23 protein-coding genes, 1 tRNA gene, 1 other RNA gene and 1 pseudogene are annotated in these 21,945 nt (G+C 53.6%); 3 read left to right on the top strand and 23 right to left on the bottom strand.

Going from position 1 to position 21,945, the window contains the following annotated elements:
- Positions 1-12: 12 nt before the first annotated feature.
- Together ssrA and smpB are read right to left on the bottom strand one after the other, a co-directional pair.
- Positions 13-364, bottom strand: a transfer-messenger RNA (tmRNA) gene (gene ssrA, locus WC317_00260).
- Positions 365-814, bottom strand: a complete 450-nt coding sequence (gene smpB, locus WC317_00265; GenBank protein MFA5338567.1) for an SsrA-binding protein SmpB — start codon at positions 812-814, stop codon at positions 365-367.
- 146 nt (positions 815-960) lie between these two features.
- Here smpB and glgP point away from each other — a divergent pair, with 146 nt between their 5' ends.
- The 3 genes from glgP (at position 961) to WC317_00280 (ending at position 3,568) form a co-directional block, all read left to right on the top strand.
- Entirely contained in the window at positions 961-2,973 is a 2,013-nt protein-coding gene (glgP, locus tag WC317_00270; GenBank protein MFA5338568.1) for an alpha-glucan family phosphorylase, read from the top strand.
- A gap of 4 nt (positions 2,974-2,977) precedes the next feature.
- A tRNA-Leu gene (locus tag WC317_00275) sits at positions 2,978-3,064 on the top strand.
- Positions 3,065-3,097: 33 nt separating this feature from the next.
- The gene (locus WC317_00280; protein MFA5338569.1) at positions 3,098-3,568 is read left to right on the top strand and encodes a YbaK/EbsC family protein; all 471 of its coding nucleotides are present in this window, start codon (positions 3,098-3,100) and stop codon (positions 3,566-3,568) included.
- Between the two features lie 14 nt (positions 3,569-3,582).
- Here WC317_00280 and WC317_00285 read toward each other — a convergent pair.
- The 21 genes and pseudogenes from WC317_00285 to WC317_00385 form a co-directional block, all read right to left on the bottom strand.
- A pseudogene (locus WC317_00285) lies at positions 3,583-5,113 on the bottom strand (YifB family Mg chelatase-like AAA ATPase).
- A 1-nt stretch (position 5,114) separates the two neighbouring features.
- Complete coding sequence (locus WC317_00290) at positions 5,115-5,477, bottom strand: YraN family protein (GenBank protein MFA5338570.1); 363 nt, start codon at positions 5,475-5,477, stop codon at positions 5,115-5,117.
- Entirely contained in the window at positions 5,467-5,730 is a 264-nt protein-coding gene (locus tag WC317_00295) for a SpoVG family protein (protein ID MFA5338571.1), read from the bottom strand. Before WC317_00295 ends, WC317_00290 begins: the two co-directional genes overlap by 11 nt.
- A gap of 90 nt (positions 5,731-5,820) precedes the next feature.
- Entirely contained in the window at positions 5,821-6,921 is a 1,101-nt protein-coding gene (locus WC317_00300; protein ID MFA5338572.1) for a hypothetical protein, read from the bottom strand.
- Positions 6,878-7,717: a FecR family protein gene (locus tag WC317_00305; protein MFA5338573.1), complete on the bottom strand. Its 840-nt coding sequence runs from the start codon at positions 7,715-7,717 to the stop codon at positions 6,878-6,880. The genes WC317_00300 and WC317_00305 overlap by 44 nt, the downstream gene beginning before the upstream one ends.
- A gap of 18 nt (positions 7,718-7,735) precedes the next feature.
- Positions 7,736-8,395, bottom strand: a complete 660-nt coding sequence (locus tag WC317_00310; protein MFA5338574.1) for an MlaD family protein — start codon at positions 8,393-8,395, stop codon at positions 7,736-7,738.
- A 36-nt stretch (positions 8,396-8,431) separates the two neighbouring features.
- Positions 8,432-9,223, bottom strand: a complete 792-nt coding sequence (locus tag WC317_00315; GenBank protein ID MFA5338575.1) for an ABC transporter ATP-binding protein — start codon at positions 9,221-9,223, stop codon at positions 8,432-8,434.
- A gap of 13 nt (positions 9,224-9,236) precedes the next feature.
- Positions 9,237-10,031, bottom strand: coding sequence for an ABC transporter permease (locus WC317_00320; GenBank protein ID MFA5338576.1), 795 nt, complete (start codon positions 10,029-10,031; stop codon positions 9,237-9,239).
- 16 nt (positions 10,032-10,047) lie between these two features.
- A complete protein-coding gene (locus WC317_00325; protein ID MFA5338577.1) occupies positions 10,048-10,380 on the bottom strand; it encodes an STAS domain-containing protein in 333 nt (110 codons plus the stop codon).
- On the bottom strand, positions 10,364-10,792 hold the full coding sequence (locus WC317_00330; GenBank protein ID MFA5338578.1) for an ATP-binding protein: 429 nt from the start codon (positions 10,790-10,792) through the stop codon (positions 10,364-10,366). Before WC317_00330 ends, WC317_00325 begins: the two co-directional genes overlap by 17 nt.
- A complete protein-coding gene (locus WC317_00335; GenBank protein MFA5338579.1) occupies positions 10,789-11,748 on the bottom strand; it encodes an acetyl-CoA carboxylase carboxyltransferase subunit alpha in 960 nt (319 codons plus the stop codon). Before WC317_00335 ends, WC317_00330 begins: the two co-directional genes overlap by 4 nt.
- Before the next feature lie 9 nt (positions 11,749-11,757).
- Positions 11,758-12,552, bottom strand: coding sequence for a L,D-transpeptidase family protein (locus tag WC317_00340; GenBank protein MFA5338580.1), 795 nt, complete (start codon positions 12,550-12,552; stop codon positions 11,758-11,760).
- 18 nt (positions 12,553-12,570) lie between these two features.
- Positions 12,571-13,020: a divergent PAP2 family protein gene (locus tag WC317_00345; protein MFA5338581.1), complete on the bottom strand. Its 450-nt coding sequence runs from the start codon at positions 13,018-13,020 to the stop codon at positions 12,571-12,573.
- Between the two features lie 48 nt (positions 13,021-13,068).
- Positions 13,069-13,635: a GTP cyclohydrolase I FolE gene (gene folE / locus WC317_00350; GenBank protein ID MFA5338582.1), complete on the bottom strand. Its 567-nt coding sequence runs from the start codon at positions 13,633-13,635 to the stop codon at positions 13,069-13,071.
- A 19-nt stretch (positions 13,636-13,654) separates the two neighbouring features.
- Entirely contained in the window at positions 13,655-15,040 is a 1,386-nt protein-coding gene (mnmE, locus tag WC317_00355; GenBank protein ID MFA5338583.1) for a tRNA uridine-5-carboxymethylaminomethyl(34) synthesis GTPase MnmE, read from the bottom strand.
- Positions 15,024-16,376, bottom strand: a complete 1,353-nt coding sequence (locus WC317_00360; GenBank protein ID MFA5338584.1) for a folylpolyglutamate synthase/dihydrofolate synthase family protein — start codon at positions 16,374-16,376, stop codon at positions 15,024-15,026. The genes mnmE and WC317_00360 overlap by 17 nt, the downstream gene beginning before the upstream one ends.
- A gap of 6 nt (positions 16,377-16,382) precedes the next feature.
- Positions 16,383-17,951, bottom strand: coding sequence for a bifunctional phosphoribosylaminoimidazolecarboxamide formyltransferase/IMP cyclohydrolase (gene purH, locus WC317_00365; GenBank protein MFA5338585.1), 1,569 nt, complete (start codon positions 17,949-17,951; stop codon positions 16,383-16,385).
- A gap of 34 nt (positions 17,952-17,985) precedes the next feature.
- Positions 17,986-18,573, bottom strand: coding sequence for a hypothetical protein (locus tag WC317_00370; protein ID MFA5338586.1), 588 nt, complete (start codon positions 18,571-18,573; stop codon positions 17,986-17,988).
- Positions 18,570-19,799 (bottom strand): lysine 2,3-aminomutase, encoded by a 1,230-nt coding sequence (gene ablA, locus WC317_00375; GenBank protein MFA5338587.1) that lies wholly within the window; start codon positions 19,797-19,799, stop codon positions 18,570-18,572. Before ablA ends, WC317_00370 begins: the two co-directional genes overlap by 4 nt.
- Positions 19,796-20,845 carry an ATP-grasp domain-containing protein gene (locus tag WC317_00380; protein ID MFA5338588.1) on the bottom strand — a complete coding sequence of 350 codons (1,050 nt, stop codon included), beginning with the start codon at positions 20,843-20,845 and terminating at the stop codon, positions 19,796-19,798. The genes ablA and WC317_00380 overlap by 4 nt, the downstream gene beginning before the upstream one ends.
- A 1-nt stretch (position 20,846) precedes the next feature.
- Positions 20,847-21,893: an ATP-grasp domain-containing protein gene (locus tag WC317_00385; GenBank protein MFA5338589.1), complete on the bottom strand. Its 1,047-nt coding sequence runs from the start codon at positions 21,891-21,893 to the stop codon at positions 20,847-20,849.
- Positions 21,894-21,945: the final 52 nt, after the last annotated feature.

The raw sequence follows: 21,945 nt of genomic DNA on the forward strand, positions 1-21,945 counted from the left end.
TCTCCCCTTAAATGGTGGAGGCGCGGGGATTCGAACCCCGGTCCTTAAGTCACTCGATAAGAGCTCCTACGTGCGTTTCCTGCGTTTTGTCATTCGCCCTTCACGGCCGCGCGAGCAGGCCCGCTGCCGGAAAGACTAGCCTTTTGATCTTCTTGTCCCATTTCTTAAAGGCGAAAGGAATGGGACCAGCCTGCTGCGGTGTCCGACCCGGCTTCGCAGGCAAAACCGGAGGACATGCTGCTTAATTAAGCAGCTAGCGCGAGTTCATTCGCGTTTAACTTTGTTGCCAGGTTTTAACGAGGCCACCTGACACCCTCGGCACGCAACCCTTAACTTGCTTCTTAAGTCGAAGCCTTTCGCCCCCTCACTTTCCTCTAAACTCCCGACGCAGATCCCTGTCGGAGTCGCGTTTCTTGATATCGTCACGCCTGTCATAGAGCTTTTTGCCCTTCACCAGGGCGATCTCTGCCTTGGCCATGCCCTTCTTGAAATATATCTTCAGCGGGACAAGAGTAAGGCCTTTCTGGGCCAGATCCCCCTGAAGCTTGTTTATCTGGGGCTTATGCATCAATAGCTTGCGCCGCCTCTTAGGGTCGGGCGCGAACCTGCCGGCCTGAGGATACGGCGATATGTGCATATTATAGAGAAAAAGCTCGTCATCGTCTATCCTGGCAAAACTGTCCTTCAGGTTTGCCTTCTTGTCCCTCAGGGACTTTACCTCCGCGCCCTGAAGGGCTATACCCGCCTCGAAGGTCTCGAGGATGTGGTAATTATGACGGGCTTCCCTATTTGTGGCAACTGTCTCGTCTGCCATTTTGTGGTAATAATATATCATATCGAAGCTGATAAAGCAATGGGGCCGCCGGGGGGTCTCCGCGCCCCACTGAGGTGGGATGTTCGCATTTTCCATTGAAAAACGCCCCGATTATCGGTATAATCTATTAAGTTTTAAAGAAAACCATGGAAGACTACCTTAAAGAATTCCTAGATCTTGTCAAAGTCCACCGGTTCGAGGAGTTATATTCGAAAGATATAACCGCTGAAAACTACTTCGGCTTCCCCCTGCGGAGCATTGTCGAGGCGGAGAAGAGGCTCCTCTCCGCGGAAGAACCGTCGGTGGCCTATCTCTCGATGGAATACGGCCTCGGGACCAGCATCTACAATACATTTATCCCGGCGAAACCCGTTTCGGAATCCAATATCCTGCCCAGGCAGAACATATTTTCGAATATGAGGATACGGGATTATTACTTCAGTTTCAAGGTGGACCACAGGATAATGGACCTGCCTATCTACAGCGGCGGCCTCGGCGTCCTAGCCGGAGATACGCTCAAATCCTCGGCGGACTTAAACGTATCCCTGGCGGCGATCGGTATACTCTGGCGCAAGGGGTATTTCAAGCAGAACTTCTGGTACAAGGACGGGCAGGTGCCTGAGGAGCTCAATTGGGACCCGTATTCGTACCCGGGCCTCATCCCCCTCGATACGGTCATTAAGATACCGCTAAGCGGCGGCGACCTGCTGCTCCGGCTCTGGAAATATTACGTATACAGTTTCGACAAGAAACACGTCATACCGCTTACCCTCCTTGATTCCGACGTCGAGGGAAATAACCCGGAATTCAGGACGCTCACCGACCAGCTCTACAGGAGCGATAATTCCTACATAAAGATCGTTCAGCGCGTGATACTCGGGATAGGCGGGATAAAAGCGCTCGAGGCTCTCGGCTATTCGATAAGGAAATACCACCTAAATGAGGGGCACGCGGCTCTCGCGCTCGTCCAGAAGGCGGACGCGCTGCAAAAAGACGGCCTGGCCTCGCTCGAAAAAGATTTTATTTACACATGCCATACGCCGGTCGCGGCCGGCCATGACCGTTTCCCGATAAAAGAGCTTGAGAAGATCCTTCCCCTGGAGAATGTCGATTTCATAAGAAATCACGGCCTCGAGGGAGATGACACCGCGAACTTCACGCAGCTCCTCCTTAATTGCTGCGACCATGTGAACGCGGTCGCGAAAAAACACGGCGAGGTGACCCGGCTGCAATTCCCGCAGCATGCGGACAAGATACAAACGATAACCAACGGCATCCACATCCCGACGTGGATATCCGGCAGTTTCTCCGACCTGTTGAAAAAATACGGGAACGATATCGGCCAATGCGCCTCCGGGCACGCGGAACCTGCCGACCTCGAGAAACTCAGGAACAATAACGAGTTCAGGCTTGATCTATGGAAAGCTCACCAGGAGAACAAGCGCAACCTGCAGTCGATATTCGAGAACTGGGACATCAGGGAGAACGTCTTTACGGTATGCTGGGCGCGAAGGATAGCCGCTTACAAGAGGCCGAGCCTGATATTCCAGGATCCCCGGCGCCTGGTCGATATAGCGAACAGGGTCGGCCCTATCCAGGTGGTCATCGCCGGGAAGGCGCATCCCAACGACAACCTCGTCGGGACATTCATAAACAACATAATGAACACGATAGACGCGCTGGGGACACAGGGCTCGTCCATCAGGATAATAATGCTCGAGAATTATGACATATTTTTCGGGAAGATCCTCAGTAACTCGGTCGATGTCTGGCTTAATAATCCCCTTCCCCCGTTCGAGGCCTCCGGCACGAGCGGGATGAAGGCTATACTAAACGGGGTCGTCCAGCTCTCCACGCTCGACGGGTGGGTCGTGGAGGCCGAGGACGCGGGCATGGGCGAGATATTCGGGTACCGGCACAAGACAGGCGAGCCGATAGGCAATGAACTTGACCTTCGCCTTGACGCCGATTCCGGCGAGCTCTATAACGCGCTGGAGAGGCTGGTAAAACTCTATTACGAGACAAACCGGGACGGCAACGCCAATGCGGGTTCCAAATGGATCGATATTATGATAAACTGTATGATACAAAGCCATTACTTCAACACCTGCAGGATGGTCAAGGAATACCGCGACAAGATGTGGTTCGATAAGAATTAGACGGGCCGAAGTGGCGGAACTGGCATACGCGCTGCGTTCAGGGCGCAGTGACCGTAAGGTCTTGAGAGTTCAAATCTCTCCTTCGGCACCATTTGATCCAACCTGAATGAAAGGAGGCATGGAGATGGCGATAGCGGCGAAGTTAAAGAAATACCTGGACTCGAACAAGGTCAAATACAAGGCGCTAAAGCACAAACTCGCCTACACCGCCCAGGAGATAGCGGCCGCGCAGGAAGTGCCGGGTAAACAGGTCGTAAAATCGGTGCTGGTAAAAGCCGGCGACAGGTTCGTCCTCGCTGTCCTGCCCGCGATACACCTCATCGACGCGAAGAAGCTCAAGGCCGTCCTGAAGTGCAAGTCCATAAAGATCGCCACTGAAAAGGATATCAAGAAGGTCATCCCGGATTACAAGCCCGGCTCGATGCCGCCGTTCGGGAACCTCTTCGGCCTCGAGACCTGCGCCGACAAGATGCTTAAGGAAGATGTGGAGATCGTATTCAACGGCGGGACTCACACCGATACGGTGAAGATGAAATACGCGGATTTTGAAAAACTGGCGAAACCGAAGGTCTCGGATTTCGGCAAACACGTATAACAACCTCGACTTTTTCAAAACCCCAGATTCCTGTCCAAGCTCCTGTAATTTATCGCCTCGGAGATATGTTCTGCAGATATCGTCTCTGTTCCCGCGAGGTCGGCTACCGTCCTCGCGATCTTGAGCACCTTATCATAGCCCCTCGCGCTCAGGCCTAGCTCCAGGATCGCCAGCTTCAAAAGTTCCGCCGCTTCTTTATCTATTCGGCAGAATTGCTCGAGGTGTTTCGGGGAGAGATGGGCGTTACAGAATATATTCAGCCCTTTATACCTTTCCCCCTGCATCTTCCTCGCCTTATCCACCCTCTCTTTTATATCCGCCGAACTCTCGCCCCTGCTCTTATTGGAGAGCTCCTTATATCTCAATGACGGGACCTCGAGATGTATATCTATCCTGTCCAATAGCGGGCCCGAGACCTTAGAAAGGTAACGTTGGATCGCCGGCGGCGCAGTGGCATTCCTTCTTCGGGTCGGTAAAATATCCGCACGGGCACGGGTTCATCGCGGCGACGAGCATGAATTTGGCCGGGTAACTGAAATTATACGCGGCCCTCGAAACGGTGATCGTCCCTCCTTCAAGCGGCTGGCGCAAAGCCTCCAAAGCGTCGCGATGGAATTCCGGGAGCTCGTCCAAAAATAGCACGCCGTTATGCGCGAGGCTTATCTCCCCGGGCTTTAAAACCTTGCCTCCCCCGACAAGGCCGGCATATGAGACCGTATGGTGCGGCATGCGGAACGGGCGCCGCGAGACCAGGAAGTTCCTGCTGTCGAGCAGCCCCGAGACGCTGTGGATCTTTGTCGTCTCGAGCATCTCCCCGAAGGATAGCCCCGGCAATATGGTTACCAGCCGCTGGGCGAGCATCGTCTTGCCGGAGCCGGGCGGGCCGATCATAAGGACGTTGTGGCCGCCGGCGGCCGCGACCTCGAGGCCGCGCTTTACGTGCCATTGCCCTTTTACGTCGCTGAAATCTATATCAGAACCGCCGGACGGCTTCGGCGCCCCGGCAAGATCGACTTTCAACGGTTCGATCTTCGCGTTGCCCTTCAGGAAATTCACCACTTCGCCGAGGTCCTTCGCCGAAAAGACCGAGATCCCGCTGACGATGGCCGCCTCCCTGGCGTTTTCCGACGGCAGGATAAAATCATTCCCCCCGTTCTCCGAAATACCTATCGCGATAGGCAGGGCGCCGTTTATCGGCCTCAGCCCGCCGTCAAGCGATAGCTCCCCGCAAAATACTTTTCCGTCCACATGGCCCTGCTCCAGGTCCCCGGCGGAGACGAGCAAGCCCAACGCTATGGCCAGGTCAAAAGAAGCCCCTTCTTTCCGCAGATCCGCCGGCGCCAGGTTTATCGTTATCTTTTTCGGATGCAATTTAAAACCGGAATTTTTTATCGCCGAGACGACCCTGTCCCTGCTTTCCCTGACCGCGGTATCCGGGAGGCCGACTATCGTAAAACCCGGCAGGCCTCCGCTGGTATCCACCTCTACATCAACTTTCTTCGCTTCTATCCCCAGCACTGTCCTGCTTTCTATTTTCGCAAGCATTTTAGCTCCAGAATGCGTCCTTTATGATTTCAGTATCCTTTATGTTGCCCTTTTTGTCGAAGATCACCGAAACACAATCAAATCTTGAATCATGGTCCAAAAGACCATATTTCATCTGAAAAACGGTCGCGACCCGCCTTATATGCTGTCTCTTGGTATGGTTTATCGTCTCGTACGGAAGCCCGTACCCGTCATCCGACCTGGAGCGGACCTCAATAAATACGAGCGTTCCCCGGTCCATCGCGATTATATCTATCTCCCCGAACCTGCAGCGGAACTTCCGCGCGATTATGCTGTAGCCTCTTAAGGCGAGGGACCTCGCCGCGTGCGTCTCGCCGAGGTCCCCCAATTCCTTATTCCCCACTTCCAAAGGCTTCCATCACGACCTTATCGATCTCTTTCTTGGCTTCGTCATTTAACGGGTAGGCCGTAGGGTACCATTTGCCGTCGTTACCGGCCTGCTGGGGGCCGGATACGAATAATCCGTTCTTACCCTCCACCACCCGGAACCCCTTCACCAGGAACTCCTCGCCGATGGCGACGTCCGCGAACGCCTTGAGCGAGCCTTCTCCGTCGAACCTGTACAGCCTCTTTACGCTGAAATTGAGCATCTGCATGCCCTCCTTTCAGCTATATAGACGTAAGTTTTGGGCAAATTCTTTCAATTATTTTTGAAATATTTTCGGAAGGCGGGAAAAGAAGTTACGCTAGAACCTGCAATAAAGTCCCAGGGAGGTGATGGAGCCGGAGTATTTCTGGGTAGGGTTATTAGAGAGGTTTTGCCTGTATGAATAGCTGAGGCCTAAAGTCGCATTCTTGTAAATGTCGTAAAAAAGCGACGCGGATGAAACCCAGGTCCTGTCTTTCTCCGCTTGAGTAGCGTCTCCCGGGATAGTCCTGCCCGAATAATTCCTGAATTGCCTGTAATATGAAAAAGAGGCGCTCATCTTGCCGGTCAGGAGGTATATCATCGAAGATCCGAGCCTCAGGGATTGATAATCGTAATAATCGAGGAAATTGTCGTTGGAGTCGTTGTAGTAATATTCGCCGAAGACCTTGAACATCGTCTTTTTCAAATAGACACCCAGGTCGTAATAGACGGTGTTCCTGCTGTCCTGCCTCTTACGGTCGGATATCATGCCCGAGGCGTCGAGCGTCCTCATGTCGGAATAATGCCTGTAGAAATACTCGTAATTGAACGAATGGAAGAAATTATTCGGCAGCTTCTGTTTCAGCACCAGCCCGACCTTGTCGCCGAGGTAATTGCCGTCGGCGTTCGCCTGGTATTCGACCAATTCGACGTCATTGTAGGCCGTAAGCGTCATGCCGCCCGGGAGTTTCCCGTCGAAACCGAATTTTAAGTCCACGTCCGTAAGGTTGGCGTCGGTCTCCTTCCAGTAAGTTATGTTATGCGCCGATATCCCGCCGGTGACATCCCACCTGCCGCTTAACGGATATGAGACGCCGGCGTCGACGATGGCCTCTGAAAATGTGTCCTGGGCCCTGCGCGGGTCAAGGAAGACGTTATTATCGTATCCCTGGATCGCCGCGGCCAACAATTTCGTCCGGTATCTCTGCCCTTCTTTTACGGCCTCAACCTTCTTGTAGGCCTTCTCCTCTGACTTTCCGAGGTATTTTTCGGTCGTCTGTTCTTCTTTTATGTCAGCCGCGTTTACAGGAAAAGAGAATATCAATACTATAAACAGCGCGAAAAGAAACAGTGACAATTTATTCATTATCTCCCTATGCGGCATTACGGATATGTTAATAATGCGGGCCTCCGACTTGACCGCCGCCTCCTCTTCCAACCGTCCCCTCCTGCCGGATCCTGTCGTTTATTATATTTTTGTCTTCCGTTTCCCGGAGGTCCTGCTTAAAATCGTCCCGTTTTTCGGTCGCCGCTTCTATCGCCTGGATATCATTAAATTCGCCGGACCTGTCTATTTCTTTTTCGCCGCCGGCCTGCAGGCGGTCGTTCAGGTCGTCGCGCCATGAGTTCCAATCCTGTTTGTCCCTATCCGCCAGCTCAATGAGTTCGCCGGGCGCCTGGAACCTGTCTATCATCACCTCCCACCCTTCCCTGACCAGGATCTCTTTTATTAATTTACCGTCCTGGTCGTAAGCCTGGACGAATATCTCATCCTCAAAGGCCTTGACGTTATCCCTTTTTTCGGAAGCGGAGACATCCCATCCGCTTCCCCTTGCCCCGGCGATGATGGTGGGTGTTTTTATCTCAAAGGAAGTCCCTTTATCAAGCTTTTTGACCAGCGAACGTATCCTGCCCTGGGGCAGCTCTATCTGTTTAAGCATCCTTCCGCGCAGGACAAGCGTCGAGCTCTCCTCAAGCCTGACCAGGTTCTTGTTCTCGCTATCAAAAGAGATCTCTATGGCCGCGCCCTTTCCTGTCTTGGCGGTATCGCCGTCGGCTAGAAGCATGCCTTTTTTCGCGGAGATCCATTCGGCCTTGCCGGCCCTCTGGACTTTCGCGTCGCCTTTGGCGAAGATCACCCTCGCTTCCCTTTCCAGCTCCTTGGCGCAAAGGGACAAGGGGCTAAAGAACAGGAAACCGAACAACAAAAAATATACCGGAAATTTAAGCCTCATATCCTTCCTCTTCTGTTATTACTTCTTGGGACCGGACTTTGGCGGGACTTCCTTGCCTTTCATGAGAAGCTTCCAGGGATTCCGCTTCACTTCGTCGCTGAATTCCTTTAAGTTCTCGGAAGAGTCCTTGAGGTTCGCGGATGAATCCTTGAGATTCATTATCGTAGCCCTGATATCGTCCTTATTCTCTACGAGGACGGTGTCGGCATCGCCCATAAGTTTCTGCAAATCCTGCACCGCGGAATCCACTTTAGCTATGAGCTCTTCCATAACGAACGGGTCTACCCCTGTCAATGTCTTGCCTTTTTCGACGACTGGCGAACCTTTTTTCCCGCCGGTTATCTCGATGTATTTCTCCCCTATCAGCCCGGTCGTGCTTATCATTATCTTTGAATCTTCCCTGACCCTGGTCCCGTCGTTAAGGGTGAGCTGGACAAGCACTTTGGTCTCATCATTATCATAGATATGCGCGACCTTCTTCACCTCTCCTACGTTGACGCCCGCCAGTTTTACCGGCGCCTTGTCTTCGAGGCCGTTTACGTAACTGAACATGACATTAAGGTCGTAGCCCCCGATAACCTTCTTCCCGCCCCCCATCATCGCGGAGATATACATAAACACCAATACCGCGGCTACGACGACTATCCCGGTCTTTATCTCGTTATTGAATTTAGCCATGTCATTGCTCCTTTTTATGGTGAGCCAAGCGAACCATTATTTTGTCAATTCCTCGAGGTATCCCTCATCCGGCGCGAAGAACCGCATCGGGCCTTCTATGGTCCCGTTTATGAACTGCTGTATATATTCGTTCTTGGAATTCCTTATCTCGTCTTTAGTCCCTATCTGCAGGACCTTGCCTTTATATAACATCACTATCCTGTCGGCTATCCTAAAGACGGAATTCATGTCATGGGTGACCACGACCGAAGTGATCGACAGCGCGCCGGCGAGGTCGACTATCAGTTTATCGACGACCGCGGTCACGACAGGGTCGAGGCCGGCCGACGGCTCGTCATAGAAGATTATCTCCGGGTCGAGGGCCACAGCGCGGGCGAGTCCGACGCGCTTCCTCATGCCTCCTGAAAGCTGCGACGGCATAAGATGGCCGAAGCCGCGGAGGCCTACCTGGTTGAGCTTCATCTTTACCATGATCTTTATGATGTGCTCGTCGAGCTTGGTGTGCTCCCTGAGCGGGAGCGCGATGTTCTCCTCGACGGTAAGCGAATCGAACAGAGCGGCCGACTGAAAGAGCATGCCGAAGCGTTTTTTCAGCCGATCCATCTGGCTTTCCTTCAGGCGGGTAATATCCTCCCCGAAGAGATGGATCTTCCCGGCATCGGGTCTTAACTGCCCTATTATATGGCGCAAGAGGGTTGATTTCCCGCAGCCGGACCCGCCTACGATGACGATCGTTTCGCCCTTATAAACCTCGAGATTTATGTTCTCCAGGACGCGGCGCCCGTCGAACGCTTTCACGAGGTTCTCTATCTTTATGACAGTTTCCATATTATCCGCCGTTTTACACGTTCGCGAAATAGAATATACCGGTCAATATTGCGTCAGCCAGTATTATGAGTATAAAACTTATAACGACGCTAAGGGTGGTAGAGCGCCCGACGCCCTCGGCGCCGCCTTTCGTATTAAGGCCCTGATAGCATCCGATCATCGATATGATTACGGCGAAGACGACGCTCTTTAAAAGGCCGGTCATCACATCCTTCGCCACGAGGAATTCAAAATTTGTCTTTATATAAAGGCCCGGGCTTATCTTGAGGTTATAGACGCCGACCAGATACCCTCCGAACATCCCTACCAGGTCTCCCATTATCGTAAGGGCGGGAAGCATGATGAGGAGGGCTAAAAATCTCGGCACGACCAAAAACCTTACCGGGTTGAGGGCCATCGTCTCGAGCGCCTCTATCTGCTCGGTTACTTTCATGGTGCCTAGTTCCGCCGCTATCGCGGAACCGACTCTCCCTGCGACCACGAGCGCTATCAGCACCGGCCCCATCTCACGGCACATCGAGACGCTGATAAGGGCCGCCACGAACCTCACCGCGCCGAGCTTATCCAGCTGGTACGCGCCCTGCATCGCGAGGACTATTCCTATGAACAACGTGACAAAAAATACTATCAGGATGGACTGTACGCCTGCGAAGACCATCTGTTGGAAGATGTACCGCCTTCCGATAAATTTGCCTATAAAAGGCGCGAATAACAGCCAGTATAGGGTATTAAAAAACAACGCGAACACGTCCCATATCGCCGTGCCCGCGCTCAGGGTAGCCCTGCCTATAGCTTGCAAAATGTTCATAGAGCCTTCATCCTCTTTAAGCGGACTTTAAGGCATCCTCTTCTGTGGCGTATATCTCGAAAAGTTTCTCTAATTTTGTTATTTCAAACAGGCTCTTCACCTTAGGGGTGAGGCTGGCGAGCTTAAGCTTGCCGCCTATGCTCTTTATCTTCTGGTGCGCCTCGACGAGCGTTGCCAGTCCGGACGAGTCGACATAAGCCACTCCGGCTAGGTTTATGACGGCTTTCTGCGCCTTCGAATCCAGGACCTTAATAAAGGCCTTCCTGAAATCCGGGGATGAGGTGAAATTTATCTCGCCCTCCACTTCCAGCACGACCGCGTCTCCGACCTTCCTATCTTTTACTACCATGGGCTTTACCTCCGCTTATAAATTTTATCATCTTTATCTCGTTTCCGCTATCATTATATATGACCTCATCCATGAGGTTATTTATCAAAAAGATGCCGCGGCCGCCGTGCTTGAGTATATTCGCGTCGGAGCGCGGGTCAGGCGTGGCCTTGTAATCGAAACCTGCGCCCTGGTCGCGGACGGTTATCTCGAGCTTCCCCCCGGAAAACGCGTAGCTGATAACGACCGGCAGCCTGTCGTCAAGCTTGTTGCCGTATTTTATGGCGTTTATGACCGCCTCTTCCAGGCAAAGCCTTATGTCGAAGAGCGTCTCCTTGTCCAGCTTGAGTTCCCTGAGCGCGCGGATCAGTTTGGCTGAGGCGAGTTTTATATATTTAGGATCGCTCGGTATCTCGAAGACGAGATCTTTCATTCCGTTGAGAACGCTCCTATCTTCCTGTATTTTTCGTATCTGGCTTCTATGAGAGCAGCCGGCGCCAGTGCCGAAAGGTCTTTAAGGTATCTTTTTACGGCTTCTTTTATCGCGGCCGCTGTCATGGCCGGGTCGCGGTGGGCGCCGCCCAGAGGTTCGTGCACTATTTCATCGATAAGCCCGAGCCCCAAAAGGTCCTGCGCGGTCAATTTTAAGGCCTTCGCCGCGTCCGGGGCCCTTGCCCTGTCCTTCCAGAGTATTGCGGCGCAGCCTTCGGGCGAGATCACGGAATAATACGCGTTCTCGAGGACGCATATCCTGTCACCCACGCCTATTCCCAACGCGCCGCCTGAACCGCCCTCGCCGATGATGAAACATATGATCGGCACCTTTATGCGCGCCATCTCCATGAGGTTCAAAGCTATCGCCTCGGCTTGTCCCCTCTCTTCCGCGCCGATGCCGGGATAAGCGCCGGGCGTGTCTATGAAGACTATCACGGGCAGCTTGAACTTCTCGCCCAGCTTCATCACCCTCATCGCCTTCCTGTACCCTTCCGGATGCGCGGAGCCGAAGTTCCTCATCAGGTTCTCTTTGGTGTCACGGCCCTTCTGGTGGCCCATGACGATGACCTTCTGCCCGTCTATCTTCGCAAAGCCGCATATCAGGGCCTTGTCATCGCCGAAGACCCTGTCCCCGTGTATCTCGGAAAAATCGGTCATGATAAGCCCTACGTAATCTAAAGTATAAGGCCTTTTGGGATGGCGGGCGATCTGGACCCTCTGCCAGGGAGTGAGCCCTTCGAAGACCTCTTTTTTTACCTTGTCGAGCTTGTCCTCGAGTTTCTTTATCTCCGTGGAGAGGTCTATGTTCTCCGAGGAGGTGAATTTCTTGAGCTCTTCGATCTTGCGCTCAAGCTCAAGTATGGGTTTTTCGAAATCCAGGCCGATTCCGTTCATATGGGCTCTTTAGTCGACTATCGTGACTTCTGTGCCTTCCGGCAATATACCGTAAAGTTCCTCGACTTCGCTGTTAAGCATCCTTACGCAGCCGGCCGTCGCCTGTTTTCCGAGGGAGGACGGGTCGGTCGTGCCGTGGATACCGTATCCTTCCTTGGAAATGCCCATCCAGCGCGTCCCCAGTATATTCTCCGGGCTTCCCGGAGGGACGGCCGCGCCCGTCTTATACCAGACCGGGTCGACCAGTTTCGTCGTTATCTTGAAAGTGCCTACGGGCGTGCAGTTGTTCAGGCCGGTGGCAACCTTGTAAGTCTTCATTACGTTATCGTTCTGCTTGAGCATGAGTATATTCTGCGATTTATCGACGACGACGCTGAATTTCGAGGTCACTACTTTTAATTTCTGCCCCAGCCTTATGTTATCGCCGGTAAGGTTATTGGATTTCTTGATGAGGTCGACGGTCGTACCGAAGACCTTCGCTATCTTGCCCAGCGTATCTCCGGCCTGGACCGTGTATTCCCTGCTGTCGCTGTCCACGATCGGCGAGAAGAGTATCTTCATGCTGAGCTCTTCCGCTTTCGGTTTCGCAACTTTTACTATCGCCGGGTCCGGATACTCCTCATATGCTTTTTTGTAGGCATCCCTCGCCTCCGGGATCTTATTATCCTTCTCATAGAGCGCGGCCTGCGATAGCAACGCCTCGCCCTCTTTAGGTGCGAACTGGATCTTGGGCAGGAATATTACTAGTAATCCTATCACTACTACCGCGATCACTACCGCGGGCAAAAAAGCTTTTATCTTCATGTTACTGCGTCTCCCTTTCTAAAGCATTATGATTGCGGCGATCACTATCCCTATCAACGAACCTACAAATACTTCAAAAGGCGTGTGCCCGATGAGTTCCTTGAGCCTGCTTTCCTGTATCTTCCGGCGCCAGTAGATGTCATCCATTATCTTGTTCAGGATCTCGGCCTGCTGGCCTGTGGCGCGCCTGACACCCTGCGCATCGAAGGCGATGACAACAGCAAAGACCAGAGCGGCGACAAAAAGCGCCGAATCGAATCCCTGCTGGATGCCGACGGCGGTAGCCAGGGCCATCACGCCTGAAGAGTGGGCGCTGGGCATGCCGCCGGTGCTCACCACCCAGCGGAAGTTAAATTTCCTCTCCCTGATGCTGTTTATGACTATCTTGATGGTTTGGGCGGTCACCCAGCCAAGGAGCGTGGCCCAAAAGACCTTGTTCTGGAAGACCAGGAAGACTGAGTTATTCATATCTGGTGTCTATTATACTATATTTTTGCCGGGCTTGATAATAAAAAATCACGACTTTATGAGCGAGAGCGTCTCGGACCGCGTCTTCTCGTTCGAACGGAATACGCCCCTCACCGCGCTCGTGACCGTCGATATCCCGGGCTTCTTCAAACCCCTCATCGACATGCAGAGATGCTCGGCCTCTATCACGACCATGCATCCGCGGGGCTTGAGCTCGCGCATTATGACCTCGGCGATCTGGGTCGTAAGCCTTTCCTGGACCTGCGGCCTCTTGGCGAGTATATCTACCGCCCTGCCCAGCTTGCTTAAGCCAGTCACCCTGCCCTCTTTTGGGATATAGGCGATATGGGCCCTCCCGAGGAACGGCAACAGGTGGTGTTCGCACACGGAATAAAGAGGAATATTCTTAAGGAGGATTATCTCCTCGTGTTTCTGGTCGAGGACGACCTCGAGTTCCTTGGCCGGGTCCTGGCTTATCCCGGCGAATATCTCCCCGTACATCTCCGCTACCCTGCGCGGGGTCTCCTGCAGGTCTTTGCGTTTAGGGTTCTCTCCGACCGCCTCGAGTATCATAGTCACGGCCTTGATTATCTTCTTCTTGTCGATCTCTCTCACTTGATTTTTCCTTTCTATCCTATTTCCCGATACAAAATTGCGAGAATACCTTATCGAGTATATCGTCGGTCACGGTCTCTCCGACCATCTCGCCTATGCAATCTAGCGATTCCCTGAGCTCTATCGCTATCAATTCGGGCGAGAGTTTTCCATCTACCGCCTTGATCGCCTCCGTCAGCGATTCGTACGAGCGCCTCAGCGCGTCCTTCTGCCTGGCGTTCGTTATCACCGCGCCCTCGGCCGCGCGCACACCGCCTCCGAAGACTTTTTCAGCCATCTTCTCTTTAAGCCCGCCGATGCCTTCGCCTGACTTCGCGGATACTTCCGCGACCGTCTCGCCTTTAGCGACGGCGAACGTTAATTTCCTCGCAAGGTCGATCTTATTCAGGACTACTATCCTCTGCCGGCCTTTCGTATCCTCGAGCAATACCCTGTCCTCATCTGTAAGGCGGGAACTCGCGTCGAGGAGGAGCAGTACCAGGTCGGCGGCCTCGATATGCTCGCGGCTCCTCAGCACGCCCTCCCTTTCGACTATGTCCTCGGTAGGAGTGATGCCGGCCGTATCTGTCAGTTTGAAAGGGATCCCCAGGATATTGACGAATTCCTCGATGGTATCCCTTGTCGTGCCCGGTATATGGGTGACTATGGCCCGCTCTCTTCCGATGAGCGCGTTAAGCAGGCTTGATTTCCCGACATTCGGCTTGCCGCATATTACGCAAGAAATACCTTCCCTCAGGATAATGCCCCTGTCCGCCGTCTCCAGCAGCCGCGAGATCTCCAGTTTCACGGATCCCAGGCGTTCCGAGGTCTTCGCCCCGGATAATATCTCCATATCTTCATCTGGAAAATCTATTGAAGCCTCGACCTCCGCAGATATTGAAATAAGTTCATCCCTTATCTTGTTAAGGCTGGATGAGAGCCTGCCGTCGAGCTGGCCCAGCGCCGCCCTTAGCGAGGCGTCGGTCTTTGCCCTTATTATATCGAGGACAGCCTCGGCCTGCGTAAGGTCAAGCCTGCCGTTGATAAAAGCGCGCTTTGTGAACTCGCCGGGTTCGGCGAGCCGCGCCCCGTTCTCCAATACAAGCCCCAGCGCCTTTTTTAACGGTATTACGCCGCCGTGGCAGCTTATCTCTACGACCTCTTCCTTTGTGTAGCTTTTCGGGGCCCTCATTACGGTCAACAGGGCCTCATCTACAACCACGCCCTTATCATGGACATGGCCGAAATGCGAAGTGAATGAACGGAAGCTCGACGGGAGTTTCCCTTTTTTAGAGCGGAATATCCTGTCGGCTATCTCGGCGGCGTCCTTCCCGCTCAGGCGCACTATGCCGATAGCGCATTCGCCCAAAGAGGTCGATATCGCCGCTATGGTATCTTCCGCGCCTATTTTAGACTGCTTTTTCATTTATTAAGCTCTTCTTTCCCAGATATTTTAAGGCCTCGCCGACCACGAATAACGAACCGGTAACTAGTATAAGGTCTTCCTGCCCCGCGTGGCGCCGCGCCAGTTCCACGGCTTCCCCCGCGTTGAATGTCGCGACCGACCTCTTCTCGTAATCCGGAAAATCCTTCCGTATCTTTTCCGGCGATACGGCTCGCGGCGAATCTGCCCTGGTAAAGAAGATCTCGTCGGCAAGCGGAAAAAGGTTGCGAGCCAGGCCTTTTATGTCTTTCCCGGAGGAGACGCCGAATACAAGATAAAGTTTTTTATAGGAGAAGATGCTTTTTACCGTCTCTTTGAGCGCCTGCGCCGACGCCTCGTTCTGCGCGCCGTCGAGTATTATCCACGGCGATTTTGAGACGACCTGGAGCCTCCCCGGCCAATTGACGTTCCTTATTCCGCCGGTTATATTATGCGAACATATCGTTATGCCGCGCGCCCTCAGGGATTCTATCAGCCCGATGGCGGCTGCGGCGTTCGCGGCCTGATGCCTCCCCAGGAGAGGAGTTGTCAGTAAAGCGTATTCGCCGTATAGGCCGCGGACATTGAAAGTTTGCTCCTCCGGGCTCGCCGTAAGCGGCTCGTAAGATATATCCTTGCCCACGAGGTAAAGTTTCGCTTTCCTGTCAGCGGCCGCCTTGCGTATGCAATTCAATACCGCCGGTTCCTGTTCGGCGGAGACGACGATGGAATTCTCTTTTATTATGCCGCACTTCTCCTTAGCGATCGCCTCAACGGTCTTTCCGAGCCTGTCCGTATGGTCGAGGCTTACCGGGGATATCCCTACAGCCAGGGGATCGAGCGTATTCGTGGCGTCGAGCCTGCCTCCCATCCCGACCTCTATCACGGCGATATCCGTTTTCTTTATGCTGAAGAAGAGGAAGGCCAGCGCCGTATAGACCTCGAAGAAGGAAGGCGGACCGAACCTGGATGATTTTGAAAAATTGTCGAGGAACTTCTTTATCCTCGCCACGAGGGCCGCGACCTCGGCCTCTTCGATATCCCTCTCCTTCGGGAAGGATATCCTTATGCGTTCCTTAAAATCCAGCAGATGCGGGGATGTGTACAGGCCGGCTTTTATCCCGCCCTCTTTCAATATCGAATATACGAAAGCGCAGGTCGAGCCCTTGCCCTTGGTCCCGGCTATGTGTATCGACCTGAAATTACGCTGGGGGTTCCCCAGCCCGTCGAGCAGTGCCCGCATCCTGTCCAATTTCATCACGGAGCGGTAATCGTATACGGGACGCTTCTCGTAATCTACGAATGAATCGAGGTATTTTAGCGCTTCCTGATAGGTCATATGAGGTTAATGCCTGAAATGCCTTACGCCGGTCGTCACCATCGCGATCCTGGCCTTATCCGCGGCCTTGACGGAATCCTCGTCTTTTATCGAGCCGCCCGGCTGTATTATAGCGGATATGCCCGCTTTTCCAGCCAATTGCACCGAATCCGGCTTCGGGAAGAACCCGTCGGTCGCGAGGCAGGAATCCTTGGCGCTCTTCCCCGCTTTCCTGATGGCTATTTTCGCCGAATCGACCCTGCTCGGCTGCCCGCCGCCTATGCCCACCGTCTTCTCCCCCTTAACGATGACTATAGCATTAGACCTGACGTGCTTAGCTACTTTCCATGCGAAAAGGAGTGATTTTATCTGGCTTTCCGAAGGGCTTTTCTTTGTCACAGTCTTCAGGTCTGACTTCCCGATCCCGAGCTCATCCTGCTCCTGCAGCAACATCCCGCCCTCGATCTTCTTTACGTCGCATGAATAGACGCCGCGTTCAGGCCCTTTTCCAATATCTTTATATTCGATTATCCGCACGTTCTTCTTCTCGGTCAGTATCTTAAGGGCGGCGGCCTCATAAGAGGGGGCGATCACGCATTCCAGGAACCCCGAATCCGATATCGCCTTCGCGGTCTTTACGTCGACCTTCCTGTTGAGGCCCACTATGCCGCCGAACGCCGAAAGGGTATCGCAGGCAAAGGCATCTTTATATGCCTGGTCGAGCCGCAGGGATGAAGCGACCCCGCAGGGAGAATTATGCTTGACGACGCACGCGGTGGGAGCCTCAAAATCCTTTACTATCTGGACCGCGGAGTGCAGGTCCAGGAAGTTATTGAACGAGAGTTCCTTGCCATGAAGCTGTTTCATATTCCCGAAACCGTAAGCCGGTTTTACCGCGTCTGCGTAGAAGGCGGCCTTCTGGTGCGGATTCTCGCCGTAACGCAGGCCCTGCGCCCTCTCGAAGACGAGATGGAGCAGGTCGGGGAATTTGTCCTTTGTCCGGCCCAAACGTCCGCTTAAAAAAGCGTATATCGCCGCGTCATACTTCGCCGTATGGCCGAATGCCTCTAACGCGAGCGCCTCGCGCGTGTCATCCGAAAGGGAACAATCGTTCTTCTGCAATTCCATCAGCACGCAGAGGTACCTGCCGGGATTGCATAAGACGGCGACATCATCGAAGTTCTTGGCGGCCGAGCGTATCATCGCCGGCCCGCCTATATCTATCATCTCTACGGCCGCATCGAGCTTGACCCTGGGATTCCTGACCGTGTCCTCGAACGGGTAGAGGTTCACGACGACCATGTCGATCAGGCCTATTTTGTGCTTCCTGGCCTGGGACATGTGTTCTTTGTCGCCGCGTCGCGCGAGTATCCCGCCGTGGATCTTGGGGTGGAGGGTCTTCACGCGCCCGCTCAGCATCTCGGGAGAACCCGTCACGTCCGAGATGGCGCGGATCTTTATCCTGTTCTCTTTCAGGACCTTCGCGGTCCCGCCTGTCGAGATGATCTCCACGCCTAGCTTCTCGAGTCCCCTGGCGAAATCGACAATGCCCTTCTTGTCGGAAACGCTGATAAGCGCCCTCTTTATCCTAGTCATTTATCGCTCCTGTTTTGGGATACTTCTAGGTAGGCTAATATTTTAGCAGGTTTAGTTCCTGCCTGTAAAGCTGGATTTCGCGGCGGAGGGAGGTTATCTCTTCTTCGAGAGGCGCCAGTTCCTGCTTCGCCTTCTCTACATTGTTCTGCAATTCGGCTTGTTCCTGCGTCGAGAGGCTTAATTTCTTATTATCGAGGAGGCCCTTCTGGTTCTTTATAGAACTCCTGATGGACGATGCCCGCGCTTCCTTGCCGGCCAGTTTCACCTTCAGCTCTTCGGCCTTGCTGTTTATCTTCTGCCTCTCGGGGTCAAGGTTGGCGTTAAGGTCGTGGGTCTTCGCGTAAAGGTCCTTCCTCGCGGCCTTGAGTTCCTCTTCAAGTTCCATTATCTTCGAGTTTATCTCGCCCTGTTTCGCGCGGAATTCGCCGTTCATTGTCTCTATCCGGGAATCTATCTGGGCCTTTTTATCGAGGACAGCCTTGAAAGAGGGGTCGAACTCGAGCAGCGCGGCCTTTATCTCTTCGGGTTTCTGCTGGGGCCCGCAGCCCAGGAATAATAACGGCAAGGTGGCCGCCGCGGCGATCGATATGAAGAGTCTTTTCGCGCCCATGCTTATCATCATGCGGCGGCTGGTTTCGTCTCGGCCGTCTTTACGTCCTTCTTGCCCTGAGCCGAGGCGTAGGTCTTCGCGGGTTTTCCCTGATGGTTGACCCTTACCACTTCGCCTTCCTCGACAGGCTCATGATAGGTGAATATCTGTCCGGCGAAATTCCTTAAGGTAAAGGAGCCCTTTGCCTGCGATATGACGTAGTTCGGCGCCACGGGTATCTTTCCGCCCCCGCCGGGCGCGTCGACGACATACGTCGGGACCGCGTAGCCCGATGTATGGCCGCGCATCTTCTCCATTATATTTATCCCGGTCGCTATCGGCGTCCTGAAGTGGCTAATGCCTTTCGCCGGATCGCACTGGTAAATATAATAAGGCCGCACCCTGGCTTTAAGGAGCTCGTGCATGAGCCTGCGCATCGTAGACGGCCTGTCGTTTACGCCTTTTAACAGCACCGTCTGGCTCCCGAGCGGCACGCCCGCGTCCGCCAGCATATCGCACGCCTTCCTGCAGCGTTTTGTCAGTTCCTTCGGATGGTTGAAATGGAGCGATATCCATACCGGGGAATATTTCTTAAGCATCGATACCAGGCTCTCGGTCACCCTCATCGGGACCGTGACCGGCATCCTCGTCCCGATGCGGACGAATTCGACGCTCGGGATATCCTTCAAATTCTTAATGATATCATCCAGCGTCTCGTCCGGCAGCATGAGCGGGTCTCCGCCGGAGATCAGGACGTCGCGTATCCTGCGGTTGGACCTTATATATTCATACGCCTTCTCGAAATTCTGCGGGCTTGTCAGGTGCGCCTCCGACCCGACGATCCTCCTCCTCGTGCAATGGCGGCAATACATCGCGCATTTCTCCGTCGCCAACAGGAGCACCCTGTCCGGATACCTGTGGACGAGCCCGGGGACAGGCGAGTCCTTGTCCTCCCCGCACGGGTCTTCCATATCAAAAGCCGAGACATCGAACTCCTCGGCCGTCGGTATCGCCTGCTTCCTGATGGGGCAGGTCGGCCTCATCTCGTCTATAAGCGAAAGCCAATACGGCGTTATCGCCATCAGGAGACGGCCCTTCGACCTTTTGACCCCGATCTCTTCGGACGGGGTGAGCTTGATGACCTCTTTCAGGCCGTCATAGGTCATTATCCTGTTCTTTATCTGCCAATGCCAATCCTCCCAGTCGCTTTCAGGCACGTCCTTCCAGTGTTCTGCCAAGGAATTAGAGGCGTTTATCAACGTGAACTCCTTTCTTGTAGGGCCAGCTTCTTGTTTTTGTTGTGTCTTTCGAGGGCGACTTCAAGTATCCTGTTCATCAGGTCCGGATAATTGAGTCCGGCGCATTTCGCTATATAAGGGAAATTAGAATCTACCGGGTCCAGCCCCGGCAGCGGGTTCACTTCCAGGACATACGGGACGCCTTCTTTCCCGAGCATTATATCGACGCGGGAAAGGTCGACACAGCCTATGGCGCGGAACGCCTTGAGGGCGGTCTCTTTTACCGTCTTAGCCTCGGCCGCGCTCAAACGCGCCGGGCAATGCCAGTTCGGGGTCAATCCCTTACTCTCCTCCACTTCCTTCTCGAACTCCTTGACCTTCCATGTATAAAAAAATTCGCCCGAGGCCTTGCAGTTCGAGAAATCTATCTCGAGTATCGGCATCGCGGCGGCCGGATAATTGCCGAGTATACCGACGGTCAGCTCTTTACCGTCGATGAATTCCTCGACGAGCGTCTCCTGTTGGTAGACGCGCGCGGTCCTCTCGACCTCGCGGATGAGCTCTGTCTTATTCCGGACGACGCTGGCCATAGTTATTCCCTTGCCCGAGCCCTCGCTGTTAGGTTTCGCTATAAGCGGATACTTAAGCCCTTCATCGGAGGCGGACGCCGGATCCGTCACAAGCCTGTATTTCGGCGTCGGTATCCCCGCCTGCTCGAAAAGTTTTTTCGTAAGCGTCTTGTTCAGCGAGACGCTTAAAGCCATGACTCCCGAACCCGTATACGGGATCCCGAGAAAATCGAGTATCGCCGGCACCTGCGATTCCCTCGATTCGCCGTTAAGCCCTTCGGCTATATTGAATACCATGTCTACTTTATTGTTCTGGAACCAGTTCAGCAGCCCCTTGTCCGCCTCGACCAGGAATACTTCATTGCCGCCGGAACGAAGTCCGCTTGCTATCGCCTCGATCGTCTCCTTGCTGTCAAATTCAGAATAATAATCATCGGGAAGGCCGGTATTGCCGGTCTTCCTCTTCAGGTTATATGTAAGGGCTACCTTAAGTCCCATCTTATCTCATCCCGTACCTTTCCAGCGCGTGATCGAGTATCCTGTTTATTATGTTGTTGTATGATATCTTCATGTTCCTCGCCACTGTCATGAAGACATCCTCGGTAGAGAGCGACGGCAGCGGGTTGATCTCGAGCACGAACGGGTTGCCGTTCTTGTCCACCCTTATATCTACCCTGCCGAAATCGCGGCATTCTACCGCCTTATAGGCCTTTAAAGCCACGGCCTTAAGCTTCTTGTCGAGGTCCCGGGTGATCTTTGCCGGGCATACATAGCTTAACGTGTCCGACTTTATCCTCGAGAAGGTGTAGCAGAGGTCGCCTAGGTTTGTCTTGCCGTCTATGCTGATCTGGACCGTCGGCAGCACCTCGGGGTTTTCGGTCCCTATGATAGGTACGGTGAATTCCGAGCCGGTAATAAATTTTTCGACGAGTGCCGGCTGTTTATAAGTCCGTATTACCCAACCCGCGCGCCTTTTGAGCTCGCGGACGTTCTTTACGATAGACTTATCGCTTATCCCCTTGCTCGAGCCTTCCTGCTTCGGCTTGACTATCAGGGGATAACCGATCCCAACGCCGTCTATATTCCTTATATCGGAGACCTCAAAGAACGCGGGCGTAGGCACACCTTCGGAGATGAGGATCTTCTTTGCCATTATCTTGTCGAGCGTCAGGCCCAGCGTAAGCCCGTCGCCCCCGACGAACGGGATTCCGGCCATCTCCAATATCACGGGCACCTCGGATTCTCTGTTCCGCCCGGTTATGCCCTCGGCTATATTAAAGACGATGTCGACATCGAGCTTTTTCAACCGGAGAAGGAGGTTGCGGACGTTACCGATCTTCACGACCTTATGGCCGCCGGATTCTATTGCGTCCTTTATGACTTCGATGGTATCGGGATGGTCAAACTCGGCATTGGCGTCTTCCGGATCGCCTTTCTTCAATACATAGTCGGGCTTGACGTCGTAGGTCAGCCCCACTATTTTACCCCGCGCCTTTGAGGTGCGGGGCTTGTGCCCCATTCCGCGTTTCACCGCAACATTTGCCATAATTTATCTTCCCGGGGTACAAAAAAAGAAGGGACTTCCCCGTTTAGAAGTC

Source organism: Candidatus Omnitrophota bacterium (genome assembly GCA_041653595.1).
Classification (GTDB): Bacteria; Omnitrophota; Gorgyraeia; order Pluralincolimonadales; family Pluralincolimonadaceae; genus Pluralincolimonas.